Annotated in this window: 15 protein-coding genes; 8 read left to right on the plus strand and 7 right to left on the minus strand. The window is 68.2% G+C overall.

The genetic code is table 11. The annotated features are described in order from the left end of the window. The first annotated feature begins 134 nt into the window (after positions 1-134). Complete coding sequence (locus tag ABS361_11810) at positions 135-1,010, plus strand: phosphoribulokinase (protein XBY42808.1); 876 nt, start codon at positions 135-137, stop codon at positions 1,008-1,010. Between the two features lie 18 nt (positions 1,011-1,028). Here ABS361_11810 and ABS361_11815 read toward each other — a convergent pair whose 3' ends face one another. Together ABS361_11815 and ABS361_11820 are read right to left on the minus strand one after the other, a co-directional pair. Then, positions 1,029-1,934 (minus strand): PhzF family phenazine biosynthesis protein, encoded by a 906-nt coding sequence (locus tag ABS361_11815; GenBank protein XBY42809.1) that lies wholly within the window; start codon positions 1,932-1,934, stop codon positions 1,029-1,031. A gap of 38 nt (positions 1,935-1,972) precedes the next feature. Beyond that, positions 1,973-2,341, minus strand: a complete 369-nt coding sequence (locus tag ABS361_11820) for a DUF971 domain-containing protein (protein ID XBY42810.1) — start codon at positions 2,339-2,341, stop codon at positions 1,973-1,975. Positions 2,342-2,706: 365 nt separating this feature from the next. Here ABS361_11820 and moaA point away from each other — a divergent pair, with 365 nt between their 5' ends. Together moaA and ABS361_11830 are read left to right on the plus strand one after the other, a co-directional pair. Further along, on the plus strand, positions 2,707-3,765 hold the full coding sequence (gene moaA, locus ABS361_11825) for a GTP 3',8-cyclase MoaA (GenBank protein ID XBY42811.1): 1,059 nt from the start codon (positions 2,707-2,709) through the stop codon (positions 3,763-3,765). A gap of 159 nt (positions 3,766-3,924) precedes the next feature. Next, complete coding sequence (locus tag ABS361_11830; GenBank protein ID XBY42812.1) at positions 3,925-4,227, plus strand: hypothetical protein; 303 nt, start codon at positions 3,925-3,927, stop codon at positions 4,225-4,227. A gap of 43 nt (positions 4,228-4,270) precedes the next feature. Here the strand turns inward: ABS361_11830 and ABS361_11835 are convergent, their stop codons facing one another. Further along, positions 4,271-4,444 (minus strand): hypothetical protein, encoded by a 174-nt coding sequence (locus ABS361_11835; GenBank protein XBY42813.1) that lies wholly within the window; start codon positions 4,442-4,444, stop codon positions 4,271-4,273. Next, positions 4,416-5,651 carry a hypothetical protein gene (locus ABS361_11840; protein ID XBY42814.1) on the minus strand — a complete coding sequence of 412 codons (1,236 nt, stop codon included), beginning with the start codon at positions 5,649-5,651 and terminating at the stop codon, positions 4,416-4,418. The genes ABS361_11835 and ABS361_11840 overlap by 29 nt, the downstream gene beginning before the upstream one ends. A gap of 177 nt (positions 5,652-5,828) precedes the next feature. On the opposite strand from ABS361_11840, the gene ABS361_11845 reads away from it, so the two are divergent. The 3 genes from ABS361_11845 (at position 5,829) to ABS361_11855 (ending at position 9,603) form a co-directional block, all read left to right on the plus strand. Then, positions 5,829-6,770 carry a DMT family transporter gene (locus ABS361_11845; protein XBY42815.1) on the plus strand — a complete coding sequence of 314 codons (942 nt, stop codon included), beginning with the start codon at positions 5,829-5,831 and terminating at the stop codon, positions 6,768-6,770. 151 nt (positions 6,771-6,921) lie between these two features. Further along, on the plus strand, positions 6,922-7,521 hold the full coding sequence (locus ABS361_11850) for a TRAP transporter small permease subunit (GenBank protein ID XBY42816.1): 600 nt from the start codon (positions 6,922-6,924) through the stop codon (positions 7,519-7,521). 78 nt (positions 7,522-7,599) lie between these two features. Next, on the plus strand, positions 7,600-9,603 hold the full coding sequence (locus tag ABS361_11855) for a TRAP transporter large permease subunit (GenBank protein ID XBY42817.1): 2,004 nt from the start codon (positions 7,600-7,602) through the stop codon (positions 9,601-9,603). A gap of 97 nt (positions 9,604-9,700) precedes the next feature. Here ABS361_11855 and ABS361_11860 read toward each other — a convergent pair whose 3' ends face one another. From ABS361_11860 to ABS361_11870, 3 genes are all read right to left on the minus strand, one after another. Next, positions 9,701-10,795, minus strand: a complete 1,095-nt coding sequence (locus ABS361_11860; GenBank protein ID XBY42818.1) for a TRAP transporter substrate-binding protein — start codon at positions 10,793-10,795, stop codon at positions 9,701-9,703. Positions 10,796-11,012: 217 nt separating this feature from the next. Further along, positions 11,013-11,645, minus strand: coding sequence for a molybdenum cofactor guanylyltransferase MobA (mobA, locus tag ABS361_11865; protein ID XBY42819.1), 633 nt, complete (start codon positions 11,643-11,645; stop codon positions 11,013-11,015). A gap of 32 nt (positions 11,646-11,677) precedes the next feature. Continuing rightward, positions 11,678-12,469: a transporter substrate-binding domain-containing protein gene (locus tag ABS361_11870; protein ID XBY42820.1), complete on the minus strand. Its 792-nt coding sequence runs from the start codon at positions 12,467-12,469 to the stop codon at positions 11,678-11,680. A gap of 161 nt (positions 12,470-12,630) precedes the next feature. Here ABS361_11870 and ABS361_11875 point away from each other — a divergent pair, with 161 nt between their 5' ends. Both ABS361_11875 and ABS361_11880 read left to right on the plus strand, forming a co-directional pair. Continuing rightward, the gene (locus ABS361_11875; GenBank protein ID XBY42821.1) at positions 12,631-13,899 is read left to right on the plus strand and encodes an ABC transporter substrate-binding protein; all 1,269 of its coding nucleotides are present in this window, start codon (positions 12,631-12,633) and stop codon (positions 13,897-13,899) included. Next, positions 13,899-16,355: an EAL domain-containing protein gene (locus tag ABS361_11880; protein XBY42822.1), complete on the plus strand. Its 2,457-nt coding sequence runs from the start codon at positions 13,899-13,901 to the stop codon at positions 16,353-16,355. Before ABS361_11875 ends, ABS361_11880 begins: the two co-directional genes overlap by 1 nt. The last annotated feature ends 62 nt before the right edge of the window (positions 16,356-16,417 follow it).

Consider the following 16,417-nt stretch of genomic DNA (forward strand, 5'->3'; position numbering starts at 1 on the left):
CGGGACCGCCGGCTCCGGGATAAGCGAGGCGGCCACGCCTCGCGTGAGGAAGATGGCCGGCGCGCAGGCCAGGCGGCCGGCGCGGCGACAGACGGCGGTCCGGCGCCCGCCGCAGGTTCTATTGGGGGCGCCGCATGTCGGCCAAGCATCCGATCATCTCGGTGACGGGCTCGTCAGGGGCCGGGACCACCTCGGTCCGGCACACGTTCGAGTATATTTTCGGCCGCGAGGAAATCGCCGCCGTCTACATCGAGGGCGACGCGTTCCACCGCTACGACCGGGCGACGATGCGGCGCGTCATGGCCGACGAGGCGGCGCGCGGCAACATGAACTTCAGCCATTTCGGCCCGGAGGCGAACCTGCTCGACGAGCTCGAGACGGTGTTCCGCGACTACGGCCGCGACGGCTCGGGCCGCACGCGCCGCTACGTCCACGACGAGCGCGAGGCCGCGCTGCACGGCCGGCCGGTCGGCACCTTCACCGACTGGGAAGCGTTCCCGGCCGGTTCGGACCTGTTGTTCTACGAGGGCCTGCACGGCTGCGCGGTCACCGACCGCGTCAACATCGCCCGCCATGCCGATCTCAAGATCGGCGTCGTGCCGGTGCTCAATCTCGAGTGGATCCAGAAGATCCACCGCGACCGCTCGGTGCGCGGCTATTCGACCGAGGCGGTGATGGACACGATCCTCCGGCGCATGCCGGACTACGTGCATTACATCTGCCCGCAATTCACCGAGACCGACATCAACTTCCAGCGCGTACCGACCGTCGACACCTCGAACCCGTTCATCGCGCGCTGGATCCCGACGCCGGACGAGAGCATGGTCGTGATCCGGTTCAAGAACCCGCGCGGTATCGACTTCCCGTATCTGATCTCGATGCTGCACGACAGTTTCATGAGCCGCGCCAACTCGATCGTGATCCCGGGCGCGAAGCTCGACCTCGCCATGCAGCTGATCCTGACGCCGCTGATCCTGAAGCTGATCGAGAAGAAGCAGCGGGCACGGTGAGCGCGGGAGCGCGCTGTCTCAGATCCGGATCGTGCCTTCCATCACGTCGACCGAGCGGCCGCCGATGCGGACCGTGTCGGGCCGACCGGCCCGGAGCGCCACGCGCGCCTCGATGCGGCATGGCCGCCCCATGTCGACGCCCTGTGCGAAGGTCGCGCGCCACTCGCCGTCGATGATTCCAGCGCGGCTCGCGAGCAACGCCGAGATGGCGCCGGTTGCACTGCCCGTCGCCGGATCCTCTGGCAAACCGTCGAAGGGGGCGAACATCCGCGCGGAAACATCGGCGCCACCGTCGGCCGCGCCGCAATCCCTTGTGTAGACATAGATCGAGTCGGCGCCGTCGCGCGGCAGGCTGCGCGTGATCGCGTCGAGCACCGGCTTGGCGCGCGCCAGCGCCGCGCGGGAGGCGAGTTCGGCGACCACGAAGGGCAGACCGACCGAGGCGACCATGGGCGGGTGCACCGTGGTCGCGACGTCGGCCGGGTCGAGGCCGAGACAGGCGGCGATCTCGTCGACGGACCAGATCGCCGGCGTGGTCAGCGGCTCGGGCGCGGTCAGTTCGGTCCGGAGCACCGTCCCATCCACATCGCGGTCGACGCCGATCCGGACGAGACCGGCCTTCTCCTCGAAGACCAGTTCATCGGCGTCCGCGTAATCCGGCATCGCGGCGAGCACATGCGCGGTGCCGATGTTCGGATGGCCGGCAAAGGGCACCTCCAGGGCCGGCGTGAAGATCCGCACCCGCGCCGTGTGGTCCGGACACGCGGGCGAGAGGACGAAGCTTGTCTCGGAATAATTGAACTCGCGGGCGATGCGCTGCATCGCCTCGTCCGACAGCCCGTCGGCACCGAGCACGACGGCGAGCGGGTTGCCGCAGAAGCGCGTGTCGGTGAAGACGTCGACGGTGCGATAGGCGAGCTTCATCGACCCTTCCCCGTGCTTCCGATGCACGCGATGCCCGCTCAGCGCCGCGCGTCGCGAGAAAGACCCTTCGCCTCGAGCGCGGCGAGATACTCGCCCCAGATCGTCTCGCGCTCGCGGCCGAGCTTCTGCAGATAGCCCCAGCCGAAGATGCCCGAGGAGTGCAGATCGTCGAAGGTCAGGCGCACGGCGTAATTGCCGACCGGCTCGACCGCGACGATGGTCACGTCGCGCTTGCCGGGCACGGTCTTGCGCTCGGCCGGCGAATGGCCCTGGACCTCGGCCGAGGGGCTTTCCACGCGCAGGTACTCGGCCGCGAGCTCGTGGCTCTCGCCGTCCTCGAAGGTCACGACCAGCGTGCGGCGGTCCTTGGTCAGGCGGATTTCGGTCGGCCAGGGCGTGGCGGTCATGATCGGCTCTCTGGAACAAGGCCCGAACGGAGTGAAGCGCTCCGATCAGAAATGCCTTGCGTTGGCGGGACAGACGAGACGGCATCCGGACGCCGCTCGCGAACTGTGCAGATGACATAGGGCACCCGCGCCGGAAGCGCAAAGCGCCGCCTCGCCCCACGCCGCGCGCAGGTACGCCGCACATAGGGAGCGGCTGCGCCGCTCGGCCGCCATGACGGTTCCTTGACGGGAGGGCGGGCTTCTCCCATCTTCGCCGACATGTCACGCGACGGCGCCTCTGGCAGGCGCGCGGCGCGGGACCATATGAGGCGGACGACCAGAATCCGTTCGGGACAGGCGCCCGAGGAAACGCGAGAGTGGCGAGCATGGCATTCGACAGTCCGAACGATCGGGGCCCCGGCTTCGGCGGGGCACGCGAGACCGCCGCGGCGCCGCTCGTCGATCCGTTCGGCCGCGCGATCTCGTATCTGCGCGTCTCGGTCACCGATCGGTGCGACTTCCGCTGCGTCTATTGCATGGCCGAGGACATGACGTTCCTGCCGAAGCGGGACGTGCTCAGCCTCGAGGAACTCGACCGGCTCTGCTCGGCCTTCATCGCGCGCGGCACGCGGCGGCTCCGGCTGACCGGCGGCGAGCCCCTGGTGCGCAAGGACATCATGACGCTGGTGCGCTCGCTGTCGCGCCATCTTCAGACCGGCGCGCTCGACGAACTGACGCTGACCACCAACGGCTCCCAGCTCGCCCGCTACGCCGCCGAGCTGAAGGACGCCGGTGTCGAGCGCATCAACGTGTCGCTCGATACGCTCGATCCCGACCGGTTCAAGGCGATCACGCGCTGGGGCGATTTCAACAAAGTGATGGCCGGCATCGACGCGGCTCAGGCCGCCGGCATCCATGTGAAGCTCAACGCAGTGGCACTGAAGGGCGTCAACGAGGACGAGATCGAGACGATGATCCGCTTCGCCCACGGGCGCGGCATGGACATCACGCTGATCGAGACCATGCCGCTCGGCGACATCGACGGCGACCGCACCGACCAGTACCTGCCGTTGTCCGTCGTCCGCGCCCGGCTGATGGACCGGTTCACGATGACCGACGACGCACACAAGACCGGCGGCCCGGCGCGCTATGTCCGCGTCGCGGAGACCGGCGGCCGGCTCGGCTTCATCACGCCGATGACGCATAATTTCTGCGAGAGCTGCAACCGGGTGCGCGTGACCTGCACCGGCACGCTCTACATGTGCCTCGGCCAGGACGACGCCGCCGACCTGCGCAAGCCGCTGCGCGCCTCCGAGAGCGACGAGGCGCTCAATGCCGCCATCGAGGAGGCGATCTCGCGCAAGCCGAAGGGGCATGACTTCATCATCGACCGCCGCACGGCGCGCCCCGCCGTCGCACGACACATGAGCGTTACGGGCGGCTGAGAGGCTCGACGGCAGACGCTGAAACCGCGTCCGAACCCGGCGCTCCGGCGGACGGCACGGCGGAAGCGCCGCCGTGCGAAACCGGATCTTCATGTCCGGCGTTGTCTGCTCGTCTGCCGCCCGGCGCCGCTCCCGCCGGGTCTCATGAAGGACCTGCCCATGCCGTCTCGCGTCTTCCCGCGTCTTCGTCTTCTCGCAGCCGCCGTCGTGGCGCTCTTCGCCAGCGGCGCCTTCGAGGCGGCCCCGGCCTCGGCGGCCGAGCCGTGCTGCGTGCACCACACCGCCGGCTACCGGCACGTCCGGCATCACCATGGCCGGCATCACCACGCCTGGCACCACCACCGCGCCTACCGCGCCGGTTTCGGCGACAGCTATTGGCGCACCGGCTACGGCAATCTGCGCTATCAGTATCCGTGGGTGCGCTGGTGCTCGACGAGCCCGATGAAGCCGGCCGGCTACTGACGCGGCAGACGTCCCGCCGCAACCACGGCCGGCGCCGCGGCGGTCAGAACCCGAAGGGGATGGCGCCGCGCCGCCCGAACAGCAGCTTGCCGACGTTCGGGAGCTGAAGGTCGTGCCGGCGGGCCGGCGGTTCCTCGACCGGGATGATGCGGCGTTTCTGCACGGTGCGGACCGGATCGGTGCGACCGTCATCCGCGCGCGCGGTGTCCGCCCTCACCGGCTCGGTCCGGTTCGCCTCGCCCTTGCCGCCGTCCGGGATCGCCGTCGGCGGCACTCTGGCGATGGTCTGTTCGACCGGCACCGAGATGCAGGTCTGGGCGCCGGTGGCCCCGGTGGCGAGGCTCGTCGCGAGATAGAGCCGCACCAGCGTGTCGTCGTCCGCCTCGGCGCGATCGAGCCCTTCCTGCCAGCGCCGCGATCATCGACGCCCGCATCGGTTCCTTGAAGCGGCCGTCCAACTCGGCCGGGCGATCGCCGGCGATCAGCGCCTGCACGAGCCGGACCCGCTCCGGATCGCGGCTCGGCAGGAGGCCGGGATCGAACGCGGGGCTCGCGGCGCAGAGCCGGGCCGGACCTTGAGTCCGCGGAAACGTCAGGCTCAGGGTCTGCGGATTGGCCGAGCCGCCTTCGAGGCTGGCGAAATCGATCGAGCAGAGCGCGCCGCCGGCCAGCCCCACGCAGGTCCACGGGCCGTTCGCCGCGCCGAAGCGCGCGCCGGCCGCCTCGATGCGCACCACCGCGCGGCGCGGGTCCGTGCTCGACCGGCGCAGCGTCGTCTCCAAACGGATGCCACACCGGGTCTCGGCCCGACAGGTCTCGACCGGCACCAAGCGCAGGTCGAGCACCGGATCGGCCGCCGCGGTCAGCGCCGTCGGCGCGGGCAGCGGCAGGCTCGGCTTGGGCAGGTCGGGCGCCACGACGGCGCCGAGCGGGCAATCGGCGAGCGGCAGACGGCCGACCGCCTCGCGATAGGCTTCGCCGTCCTTGCGACGGGCGTCGGCAGCAACCCGCTCGGCGACGAGCGCATCGAGGCGCGCCTTCGGCGTCTTGGCATCCCGCCGCGCCTCGTCGAGCCGGGCGACCACCGCATCGACCCGCTGGGCGGCTTCGGCGACATAGCGCTCGGCGGCGCGGCCGATCCGCTCGCGGTCCGCGCGACAGACCGGTCCCGTCGGCAGCGCCGGCGGCTCGAGCAGCGCGGCCGGCAGGGCGACTTCCGCGCCGGGCAGATCAGACGCGGCCTGCGCCGGCCGAACACAGGCGAGCGCCAGCACCGCGGCGACGAGCGCCGTCGCCCGGCGTCCTCGCCGGCTGCCGTTCCCTGCGCGCACCGCAACCACCATTCCGCTCCCGGCCTCGCCTGCGACGGCCCGCGACCGCGGGCACCTTCCCGCCAATCTACCCATCCAAGCCTCGAACCGCACCTGAATAGTGTGGCGGCTTCAGGTCCGCATCGCGCTTGCGCCTCCATTCAATCGATCCAATGGCGCATGGGCTCGTTGCGGCGCGGGCGGATTGCGGGGCCGGAGGCGAGCGGCTAGGGTCCGCGCCGCGCGGGCGAGCACGGACGATGACGGCTCCCGGGCATCCGGATCCGAGCCATGACCGCGCCGACGCACGCCTCTTCCGACAATACCCGCGGCATCCTGGCGATGAACGTCGCCATGTTCGGCTTCATCAGCAACGACACCTGCGTGAAGATCGCCATGGAGGCGCTGCCGCTCGGCGAGATCATGTTCGTGCGCGGTATCGTAGCCACCACGATCCTGCTCGGCTTCGCGACCGCGGCGGGCGCGTGGGGCCGGTGGCGGCGGCTGATCCATCCGCTGATGGGCCTGCGCCTCGTCGGCGAGATCGGCGCGACGCTGTTCTACCTGACCGCGCTTGCCCATATGCCGATCGGCAATGTCTCGGCGATCTTCCAGGCGACACCGCTCGCCATGACCGCCGGCGCGGCGCTCGTGTTCAAGGAGCCGGTCGGCTGGCGACGCTGGGCGGCGATTGCCGCCGGGTTCGGCGGCGTGTTGATCATCGTGCGGCCGGGCATGGAGGGGTTCAACGCCTACGCCATGCTGATCCTCGCCGCGGTCGTCTGTGTGGTGGTCCGCGACCTGGCGACCTCCCGGATCCCCGCCGCTGTGCCGACCTCGCTCGTCACCGGCATCACGGCCCTGATCGTCACGCTCACCGGGGCGGCGCTGTTTCCGTTCGAAGCGACCTTCTCGGCGATCTCCGATTGGCGCCCGCTCGACCTCCGGCTGCTCGCGGTGTTGATCGGCGCGGGCGTGTTCCTGCTCGTCGGCTATGTCACGCTGATCTTCGCCATGCGCTGGGGCGAGATGTCGGTGATCGCGCCGTTCCGCTACATGCTGCTGGTCTGGTCCTTCGTCTACGGCATCACGCTGTTCGGCGATCGTCCGGACGCCGCGACCATGATCGGCGCGGCGATCGTCGTCGGCTCGGGCCTCTATACCGTCCATCGCGAAAGGGTCCGGCGCCTCGCGGCCGCGCGCGCCGCGGCGTCACTGCCGGGCGCGGGCTGAGCGGTCAAAATTTGGGCGCGGGTCTCCTCCGCGCGCCGCGCATGCCTCTAGGAAGGTTGAAAAACCCTTGCTATAGGAAGCGGATAAGCGTGACGGCCAAACCCTTCGAACGACAAGAGGGGGTGGCGGTCGCCCAAGGGAGGACACGGGAGTGAAGGCTCTCCTCACATTTTCGCGCGCGGTCGACCAGATCAACACGCGCGTCGGACAATGGCTCAGCTGGCTGATCGTGGTCGCCGTGCTGGTGTCGACCACCAACGCGATCATCCGCAAGCTCTTCGACGCGTCGTCGAACTCCTGGCTCGAGCTGCAATGGGTGCTGTTCGGCGCCGTGTTCCTGCTCTGCTCGCCCTGGACCCTGATCCAGAACGAACACATCCGCATCGACATCGTGAACCAGCTTCTGCCGCGCGCCACGCGCAACTGGATCGACCTGATCGGCCACGTGCTGTTCCTGCTGCCGATGGCGCTGGTGATGACCTACACGTCGATCAATTTCTTCAGCCGCTCCTATGCCGCGAACGAGCAGTCCTTCTCCGCGGGCGGCCTGCCGCAGTGGCCGGCGAAGTTCCTGATCCTGCTCGGCTTCGCGGTGCTGACGGTCCAGGCCCTGTCCGAGATCGTCAAGCGTGTCGCGATCATGACCGGCGATCTCGAGGACACCCACGGCGGCGGCGGCCATCACGCCTCGGCCGAAGCCGAGGCCGAGCGCCTGCTGGCGGTTGCGAAGGCCGAAGCCGAGCGTCGCTGACGCGATCCCGCTTCCGATTTCACGGCGCCCCGCCCGGCGGGGCCCCTCGTTCTTCTCCGAGCGTCCGGATCCTTTGCCATGGCCGTCTTCATCGCCCACAACATCGCGCCGATCATGTTCGCGTCGCTGGTGGTGTTCCTGCTTCTCGGATACCCGGTGGCCTTCTCGCTGGCGGCTTGCGGTCTGTTCTATTTCATCGTCGGCGTCGAGCTGGCGCCGCTGTCGGCCGGCTCGATCAACCTGAGCTGGCCGCTCCTGCAGACGCTGCCCGAACGCATCTACGGCGTCATGAACAATGACGTGCTGCTGGCGATCCCGTTCTTCACCTTCATGGGGCTCGTGCTCGAACGATCGGGCATGGCCGAGGATCTGCTCGACACGATCGGCCAGCTGTTCGGCGGCGTGCGCGGCGGCCTCGCCTATGCGGTGATCTTCGTAGGCGCGCTGCTCGCCGCGACCACGGGCGTCGTCGCCGCGTCGGTCATCTCGATGGGCCTGATCTCGCTGCCGATCATGCTGCGCTACGGCTACGACCGCCGGGTCGCCTCGGGCGTCATCGCGGCCTCCGGCACGCTCGCGCAGATCATTCCGCCGTCGCTGGTGCTGATCGTCATGGCCGACCAGCTCGGCGCCGACGTCGGCGCCATGTACGAGGGCGCCTTCGTGCCGGGCCTCGTGCTCTCCGGCCTCTATGCCTTCTTCGTGTTCCTGACCACGATCTTCGCGCCCAAGGCCGTCCCCGGCCTGCCGCCGGAGGCGATCGGCTTCCAGGAACCGAACCCGGCCTTCGCCTCCAAGCTCGGCCGCATCAACGCGATCCTGCTGATCGCCGGCCTCGTCGCCTTCGTCGGCTGGTACGGTCCGGCGATCTGGAAGAGCATTCACGACGGCTTCACCATGGGGACGGCGGGCGGCTATGTTTCGGCGGGCCTGGAAGTGCTGGTCGTGATCTTCGCGCTTCGGCTCCTGTCGATCTTCATCCGCGTGCTGGCGACCGGCGACGATCGTCGCGGCCTCCTGTCGCTGATGACGCTCGTGGTCGTCGCCGGTGTGGTCGGCGTCGCTGTGGTCCAGCGTGCCGGCATCAAGGACGGCGCGGACTTCGTGATCCTGTCCATGTCGGTCGGCGTGACGTTCTCCTTCGTCGTCGCCTGCATCAACTGGCTGTCCAACCGGCTCACCGGCTTCCGCTTCCTGTCGCTGCTCGCCCAGCAGGTCACCTTCGTCATGGTGCCGCCGTTGGCGCTGATCTTCCTCGTGCTCGGCACGATCTTCATCGGCATCGCGACTCCGACCGAAGGCGGCGCCATGGGCGCGTCGGGCGCCATGCTGCTCGCTTTCGCCAAGCGGATGATCGACCGAGACCCGAGCCGGTTCAATTTCACCATCGTTCGGCAGGCGGCCGAGTCGACCGCCAAGCTCTCCGCCTTCGTGGTGTTCATCCTGGTCGGCGCGCGCATATTCTCGCTGACCTTCTACGGGGTGAACGGCCACGTCTGGGTCGAGGAATACTTGCGTGCGCTGCCCGGCGGCCTCTACGGCTTCCTGATCGTCGTCAACCTCGCGGTGTTCCTGCTCGCGTTCTTCCTCGATTTCTTCGAGCTCGCCTTCATCGTGATCCCGCTCCTCAAACCGGCGGCGGAAAAGATCTTCATGATGGATCCGCAGGCGTTGGCAATCGCGCATTCTTTCGGGCTCAACACGCCCGAGGATATCGCCAAGACCATGATCATCTGGTTCGGCATCATGCTCGGCGTGAACATGCAGACCTCGTTCATGCACCCGCCGTTCGGCTTCGCACTGTTCTACCTGCGTTCGGTCGCCCCGAAGGCGCCCTACAAGGACAAGGTCACGGGCCGCACGATGGAGCCAGTCCGCACCGGACAGATCTACTGGGGTGCCGTGCCCTTCGTGATCATCCAGCTCATCATGGTGGCGCTGGTGATGGCGCTGCCGGGCCTCGTCATGTCACCGAAGCCGGTCGTCAACGTCGAGGACCAGAAGAAGGCGCTCGAGCAGTTCAACAACATCCCCGGCCTCGACAACATGCAGCTCGACCTGGCGCCGCCGAAGTTCAACTGATGCGGACGGCGGGGCGTCGCCGTCCCGCCCACCACGGCCCAAACAAAAAGGCCCGGCGTCTCCGCCGGGCCTTTCTCGTTCTTGCGTGTCGCTCGGATCAGCCGCGGCGCGACGCGATCATGAAGCGGTCGTAGCCGAACTCGGCGATCTGCCACCACAGATACTCGTCGTTGCGGAAGGCGATGACCGCGTCGTGGAGCTTCTTGAACTCGGCGTTCTCCTTGGAGATCTCCGCGTAGAGCTCGTTGGCGGCCTTGAGCGAGGCCTCCATCACGTCCTGCGGGAACGGATGCAGCTGGGCGCCCGACTGCACCAGACGCTTGATCGCCGGCGGGTTGACCGCGTCGTACTTGGCCTGCATGTCGACGTTGGCGTAGGCCGCCGCGGTCTTCAGAATGCTCTGATAGTGCTTCGGCAGTTCGTTGAACTTGGCCTGGTTGATGAAGAAGTGCAGCGCGGCGCCGCCCTCCCACCAGCCCGGATAATAGTAGTGCGGCGCGACCTTGTAGAAGCCGAGCTTCTCGTCGTCATACGGTCCGACCCACTCGGCCGCGTCGATCGTGCCCTTCTCGAGCGCCGGATAGATGTCGCCGCCGGCGATCTGCTGCGGCACGGCGCCGAGCTTGGCCAGCACACGGCCGCCGATGCCGCCGATGCGCATCTTCAGGCCCTGGATGTCGGCGACCGACTTGATCTCCTTGCGGAACCAGCCGCCCATCTGCGTGCCGGTGTTGCCGCCCGGTAGGCCGACGAAGCCGTACTTGGCATAGAACGCGTTCAGCAGGTCGTTGCCGCCGCCATAATAGAACCAGGCATTGAGCTGGCGGCCGTTGAGGCCGAACGGCGCCGCGGTGCCCCAGCAGAACGCCGGATCCTTGCCGACGTAATAGTAGGAGCAGGTGTGGCACATCTCGAGCGTGCCGCTGGTCACCGCGTCGGCCGCCTGCAGGCCCGGGACCAGTTCGCCGGCCGCGAAGACCTGGATCTGGAAATTGCCCTCGGTCGCTTCGGCGACCGCCTTCGACAGCGCCTCGGCGCCGCCGTAGATGGTGTCGAGCGACTTCGGGAAGCTCGAGGTCAGGCGCCAGTTCACCTTCGGGTTCGACTGGGCGATCGCCGGGGTGGCGAGCGTCGAAGCAGTGGCGACCGCGCCGACCGCTCCGGCGGATTTCATGAACTGACGACGTTTCATGGGACATCTCCTCCGGTGGGCTTCTTGTCGCCGTCCCCGCCGTTTCGCAAGGACGACGCCCTGACCATTTATAGACAAGAATTGCCGTGTCCCGGCAAGCGCATAACCTGAGCAGCGACGCCGCCGAGTAACGCGATATACGCATATCTAGCATGCATTTTTCACGGATCCAAGACATTCCCCGTGACTTGGCCGCTACAGTGCGGTCAGGCCGGCGTCAGGCCGCACCGGTTCGGCCCGGGTCCGCTTTCCCCAACGTTCCGATGGCGCGCTCGGCGGCCGCGAGATCCTCGGGCGTGTTGACGTTGAAGAACGGGTCGACGCCTTCCGCCGCCTCGAAGGGCACGAAGACATGGCGATGACGTGCGATCCAGGCGAGCAGCGCCCGCGCTGCGCCGGCGCGGAGGTCGCGGTCGAGCCCATCGGCGAGTTCGACCGGATAGGCCGCCACGGCCTGATGGGTCGCGCCCGCATGGGCGGCGACGGCGATGGTGCCCGGAGCCGCATCGGCGAGTGCGGCGGCAAAGCGGGACACGAGATCGCGCGGCAGGAACGGCGTATCCCCCGCCGCCGAGACGACCCAGCGCGCGGTCGGCCGATTGTCCCGGGCCCAGGCGAGACCGGCGAGGACGCCGGCGAGCGGCCCCGGATGACCGGCAACCGTATCGGCCACGACGGGCAGGCCGTAGTCCGCGAACCGCTCGGGCGCGCCGTTGGCATTGAGCACCAGCGCGCCGACCTGCGGCGCCAGCCGCTCGATCACATGATCGAGCATCGGCCGGCCGGCGATCGGCAGCAGCGGCTTGTCGCCGCCGCCCATGCGCCGGGCGAGGCCGCCGGCGAGCACCACGCCAACGAATGCGCCGCGCAGGACCGCCTCCGTCAGTAGAGTGAAAACGCGAAATATTTCCGCGTGATCCGCTCATGCGTCCCATCACGGACGATATCGGAGATCGCCTTGTCGAGCTGCGCTTTGAGATCCTTGTCCTCCTTACGGAGGGCGATGCCGACGCCCTCGCCGAAGTAGCGCGCGTCCTTGATCTCCGGCAGCACGAACCGGCAGCAGTCGGCCGTCGCGCCGCGCTCGAGCCAATCGTAGAGCGTGACGCTGTCGCCGAGAACGCCGTCGAGACGGCCGGCGGCGAGGTCCGCCGCCGCCGCGGCTTCGGTCGGGTAGGTCTTCACCGTGGCGCCTTTCGGAGCGAACTGGTCGCGCAGATAGATCGCATAGGTCGTGTTCGCCTGGACACCGATGCTGCGGCCCTTCCAGAGCGCGGGGTCGGAGCCCGTGGCAGCGTCCTTGCCCGCGAGCAGGACCACGGGCTTGTCGTAGTACTTGGCCGTGAAATCGACCGTGCGCCTGCGCTCGTCGGTGATCGCCATCGAGGCGGCGATCGCATCGATCTTCTTGGCCAGCAGCGCCGGGATCAGCGCGTCCCAGTCGAGCACCACGAACTCGCACTCGGCCTTCATGCGATCGCAGAGCGCGCGGGCGACATCGATGTCGAAGCCCTGCAAGGCGCGATCGTCGCCGAGACCGTTGAACGGCGGGTAGTCGCCGGCCGCAGCGAAGCGGATCTTCTTCCACTCGCGGGCGTCGGCCGGCACCGGCGCGACCGCCACGCCGACGACGGCGGCGACGAGCAGGGCGAGGGCGGCGAGAAGGCGCGGCATGGGACGATGCTCTCCCCGGAGATCGACGAAGGACGGCGTTTAACGACAGGCTACAGGCGACAGGCGGCCAATGCCGTCTGCGATAGCACGTTTCGCCGGCCGACACCCGTCTCCGCCGGCTTGCGAGCACGGCCGTCGCCAGCCCCCGGCGGCCTTCCGCGATGGCGTCGAGAGGCCGGACCAATTTCGAAAATTTTACGCGAAATTTCCTTTGTTTGTTCGATCAAATTTATCCGTTGTCCCGCGATTGTCGCCATGGAGGTTGGATCATGTCCGGTGTTTCGAGACGTGCCTTGCTTGGCGCTGCAGTCGCTGCGTTCGCCGCGCGCCCGTTCCGGGCAGCGCGCGCCGCAGAACGTCCGGCCGTGACCTTCGTCAACCCCGGCAAGACTGGTGAAGTGTTCTGGGACATGGTCTCGGCGACCATGCGCGCAGCCGCCGCACAGCTCGACATCGACCTCGAAATCCTGACCGCCGAGCGCGACCGGATCCGCATGCGCGACCTAGGCGTCGCGGCGGCATCGCGGGCGACGCGTCCCGACTACCTGATCGTCGTCAACGAGGATCTCGCTGCGACCGACATCGTGATCGCAGCGGAACGCCATGGCGTCGCCACGCTGGTCGTCTCGAACCCGCTGACGCCCGAGCAGGAAGCGGAGGTGTCCCGCACCGGTTCGGCATCGGCCGATCCGACCAGCTACAGGATCGGCAGCCTGCTGCCCGATCACGCCGGCGCCGGCGCCCGAATGGGCGCGGCGCTGGTGGCCGCGGCGCGCCGGCTCGGCCTCGCCGACCGCGACGGCCGCATCCACATGCTCGCGATCGGCGGCAATGACGTGACGCCGGCGAGCGTGCAGCGTCTCACGGGCCTTCGTCGCGCCCTCGCCGGCACGCCGGACGTGACGCTGGACCGGATCGTCAATGCCGAATGGAACGGCGCGCAGGCGGAGGCGATCACCCGCGGCTATCTCGAATGGAGCCGCCGTGCCGGCACCCGACCGGGGGCGATCTGGGCCGCCAACGACCCGATGGCGCTCGGCGCCCTCGCCGCACTGGAAGAGACCGGCCGCATCGGCGGCAAGGACTGCGTCGTCGCCGGCCTGAACTGGTCCCGGCTGGCGATCGAGAGCATCAAGACCGGCCGGATGGTGATGACCGACGGCGGCCACTTCTTTCTGGGAGGCTTCGCGATCGTCATGGTGCGCGACCATTACGACGGCTCGCGCGCGCCCGCGCCGAGCCGCATCGTCCAATGCGCCATGGCGCCGCTCGACGCCGAAAGCGTGCGCCGCTACGAGGCGGCCTTTCCGCGAGACCAGTTCGACAATGTCGATTTCAACCGGTTCCGACGCAACGACGGTGCGGGCTCGTCCTACGCCTTCGACGTGGCGACGGTGTTCTCGAGCCTGAAGTCCGGCGGGGGGCTCTGATGGGCGTGTTCGCATCGGCCATGCAGAGGCTCGAGGCGCTGAAGCGCCAGCCGCGGTTCCCGTTCCAGTGGAAACGCTCGTATCAGACCTTTTTCATGGCCGTGACGCTGCCAGTGCTGGTGGCCCTGAACGTCGCCTCCGCCTTCGTGACGGGCTACAAGCTCCACGGCATCATCGACGAGGAGATCGTCGGCAAGGTTCAGGCCTATCGCAACACGCTGCCCGGCCAGATCGGCGAACCGATGTGGTCGTTCCGCTACGACCGTGTCGAGATGGCGCTCGGCCGCTATGCCATGGATCCGGACGTCATCTCGATCACGGTGCGCGACGACAGCGGTGCCGAGGTCGCGTCGATCAAAGGCCCCGCACAGTTCGAAAACGTCGAGCGGATCGTCGATCCCATCGGGTACGAGAACGGCAATGTCAGCCGGTCGGTCGGCACGATCGAATACGCCTTCTCCCACCGGCGCTCGAACGACCAGATCCTCTATCGCACCATCGAAATGTCGGGCCTGCGCCTCTCGATAGCGTTCATTTTCATCGCAGCGATCATCTACCTGAACCGCGCCAAGGTTGTGAAACCGCTGTCCAAGCTCGAAAAGGCCATGGCCGAGAGCGAGGCGGACGGCACGAAGCATCTGGTCGCGTGGTCGTCCGACGACGAGGTCGGCCGCACCATCGCGGCCTTCAACAACATGCAGCGCCGGCTGGAGGAAGCCGAGCGGCGCCGGCAGGAGACGAACGCGCGCCTCGACCGTCTCTACAACGGCACGCCGGCGCTGCTGCATTCGGTCGACCGCTACGGCGTGCTGGTGCACGTATCGGAATATTGGCTGATCGAGACGGGCTACGCCCGCGAAGAGGTGATCGGGCGTCCGCTCGACGAATTCCTGACCGCCGAGAGCGCGCTCGCCTATCATCGGCGCATCCTGCCGCGGTTCCTGGAAACCGGGATCACCGACGACGAGCCGTTGCGGCTCGTCTGCCGGTCGGGTGCGGTCAAGGACGTGCTGCTCGCCGAGATCGTCGACGAGGCCGCCCCCGAGGGCGCATTGTCGCTGTCGGTGATGACCGACATCTCGGAGATCAAGGCGGCGGAGCGCGAACTGCACCGGATCGCCTGGATCGATCCGGTCAGCGATCTCTACAATCGCCGCGGCTTCCTCGATGCGGTCGACGACCAGATCGCCGCGCTGCAGGAGCGCACGGAAGAGGCGCTGGTCTTCTATCTCGACCTCGATCGGTTCAAGCGGGTCAACGACACGTTTGGACATGCGGCCGGCGACCAGTTGCTCAGGGCGATCGGCACGCGGCTCAAGACGACCTTCGGCGCTCAGGCCCTTGTCGGCCGGCTCGGCGGCGACGAATTCGCCGCCTTCGTACCGGCCGCGACGCTCGAGGCGGACATCTGCACCGTGGTCGGTCGGGCGCTCGACGGCATCCGGGCGCCGGTCGAGATCGATTCGATCACGATCGAGCCCTCGGGCAGCATCGGCGTCGCGCGCTACCCGGTCGACGGACGGTCGGCGGAGGATCTGCTGCTCGCCGCCGACATCGCGCTCTACCGGGCGAAGAACGACGGCCGCGACCGCGCCTACACCTTCGACCATGGCCTCGCCGCCGAGGTCGCGCAGCGGCGCGCGCGGGAGACCGACGTGCGCCAGGGCATTGCACACGGCTGGTTCGAATTGTTCATCCAACCGATCGTCCGGCTCGCCGACGGCAGAATCGTCGGTGGCGAGGCGCTGGTGCGGCTCAGGCACCCGGAAAAGGGCTTGATCTCGCCGGGCGAGTTCATCCCGGCGGCCGAAGAGACCGGACTGATCCGGCCGCTCGGACGCCTGATCCTCAGCGAAGCGGTGCGCAAGATCCCGGCGCTCGCGGCGGCGAACGGCGGCAGTTTCTACCTGTCGGTCAATCTGTCAGGTAGCCAAGTTACGGACACGCTGCCGGAATATCTCGAGCAGCTGTTGACCGAGAACGGCGTGCCGGCCTCGCAGCTCGTGCTCGAGATCATGGAAACCGCGCTGCTCGACGACGCCGAGAAGGTCAACCGCATCCTGTCGCGCGTCTCCGCGCTCGGCATCCGCTTCGCGCTCGACGATTTCGGCACCGGCTTCTCGTCGCTCAACTATGTGAACCGCTTCCCCGTCGACATCATCAAGATCGACCGGTCGTTCACCCGCCGGCTGACCGAGGATTCCCACGAGGCGGCCCGTGTCCGCGCACTCGTGACGACCTCGGTCACGCTCGGCCGAGAGCTCGGCCTCGGCCTCGTCGCCGAAGGCATCGAGCAGGCCGCGGAATTCGATCGCAGCGTGGAGCTCGGTATGGAATATGGCCAGGGCTACCTTTTCTCGCCGCCGCTGCCGCATGACGCCTTCCTAGAGCTCGCCCGCGCGAACGCCGGAGCGCGAACCGAGGCCCCGCCCGCCGCGCGAGCGATGTCGGCCTGATACGCCCTGGATTGCAGTAATCCCCCTTCTCACCATTCAGAATTGCGCCGCCGCGCGATCTG

Source organism: Ancalomicrobiaceae bacterium S20 (assembly GCA_040269895.1).
Lineage (GTDB): Bacteria > Pseudomonadota > Alphaproteobacteria > Rhizobiales > Ancalomicrobiaceae > Methyloraptor > Methyloraptor flagellatus.

Coding starts and splice junctions, on each gene's coding strand:
- ABS361_11810 (XBY42808.1), top strand. CDS start 135: ATGTCGGCCAAGCATCCGATCATCTCGGTGACGGGCTCGTCAGGGGCC.
- ABS361_11815 (XBY42809.1), bottom strand. CDS start 1,934: ATGAAGCTCGCCTATCGCACCGTCGACGTCTTCACCGACACGCGCTTC.
- ABS361_11820 (XBY42810.1), bottom strand. CDS start 2,341: ATGACCGCCACGCCCTGGCCGACCGAAATCCGCCTGACCAAGGACCGC.
- moaA (XBY42811.1), top strand. CDS start 2,707: ATGGCATTCGACAGTCCGAACGATCGGGGCCCCGGCTTCGGCGGGGCA.
- ABS361_11830 (XBY42812.1), top strand. CDS start 3,925: ATGCCGTCTCGCGTCTTCCCGCGTCTTCGTCTTCTCGCAGCCGCCGTC.
- ABS361_11845 (XBY42815.1), top strand. CDS start 5,829: ATGACCGCGCCGACGCACGCCTCTTCCGACAATACCCGCGGCATCCTG.
- ABS361_11855 (XBY42817.1), top strand. CDS start 7,600: ATGGCCGTCTTCATCGCCCACAACATCGCGCCGATCATGTTCGCGTCG.
- ABS361_11860 (XBY42818.1), bottom strand. CDS start 10,795: ATGAAACGTCGTCAGTTCATGAAATCCGCCGGAGCGGTCGGCGCGGTC.
- ABS361_11870 (XBY42820.1), bottom strand. CDS start 12,469: ATGCCGCGCCTTCTCGCCGCCCTCGCCCTGCTCGTCGCCGCCGTCGTC.
- ABS361_11875 (XBY42821.1), top strand. CDS start 12,631: ATGGCGTCGAGAGGCCGGACCAATTTCGAAAATTTTACGCGAAATTTC.
- ABS361_11880 (XBY42822.1), top strand. CDS start 13,899: ATGGGCGTGTTCGCATCGGCCATGCAGAGGCTCGAGGCGCTGAAGCGC.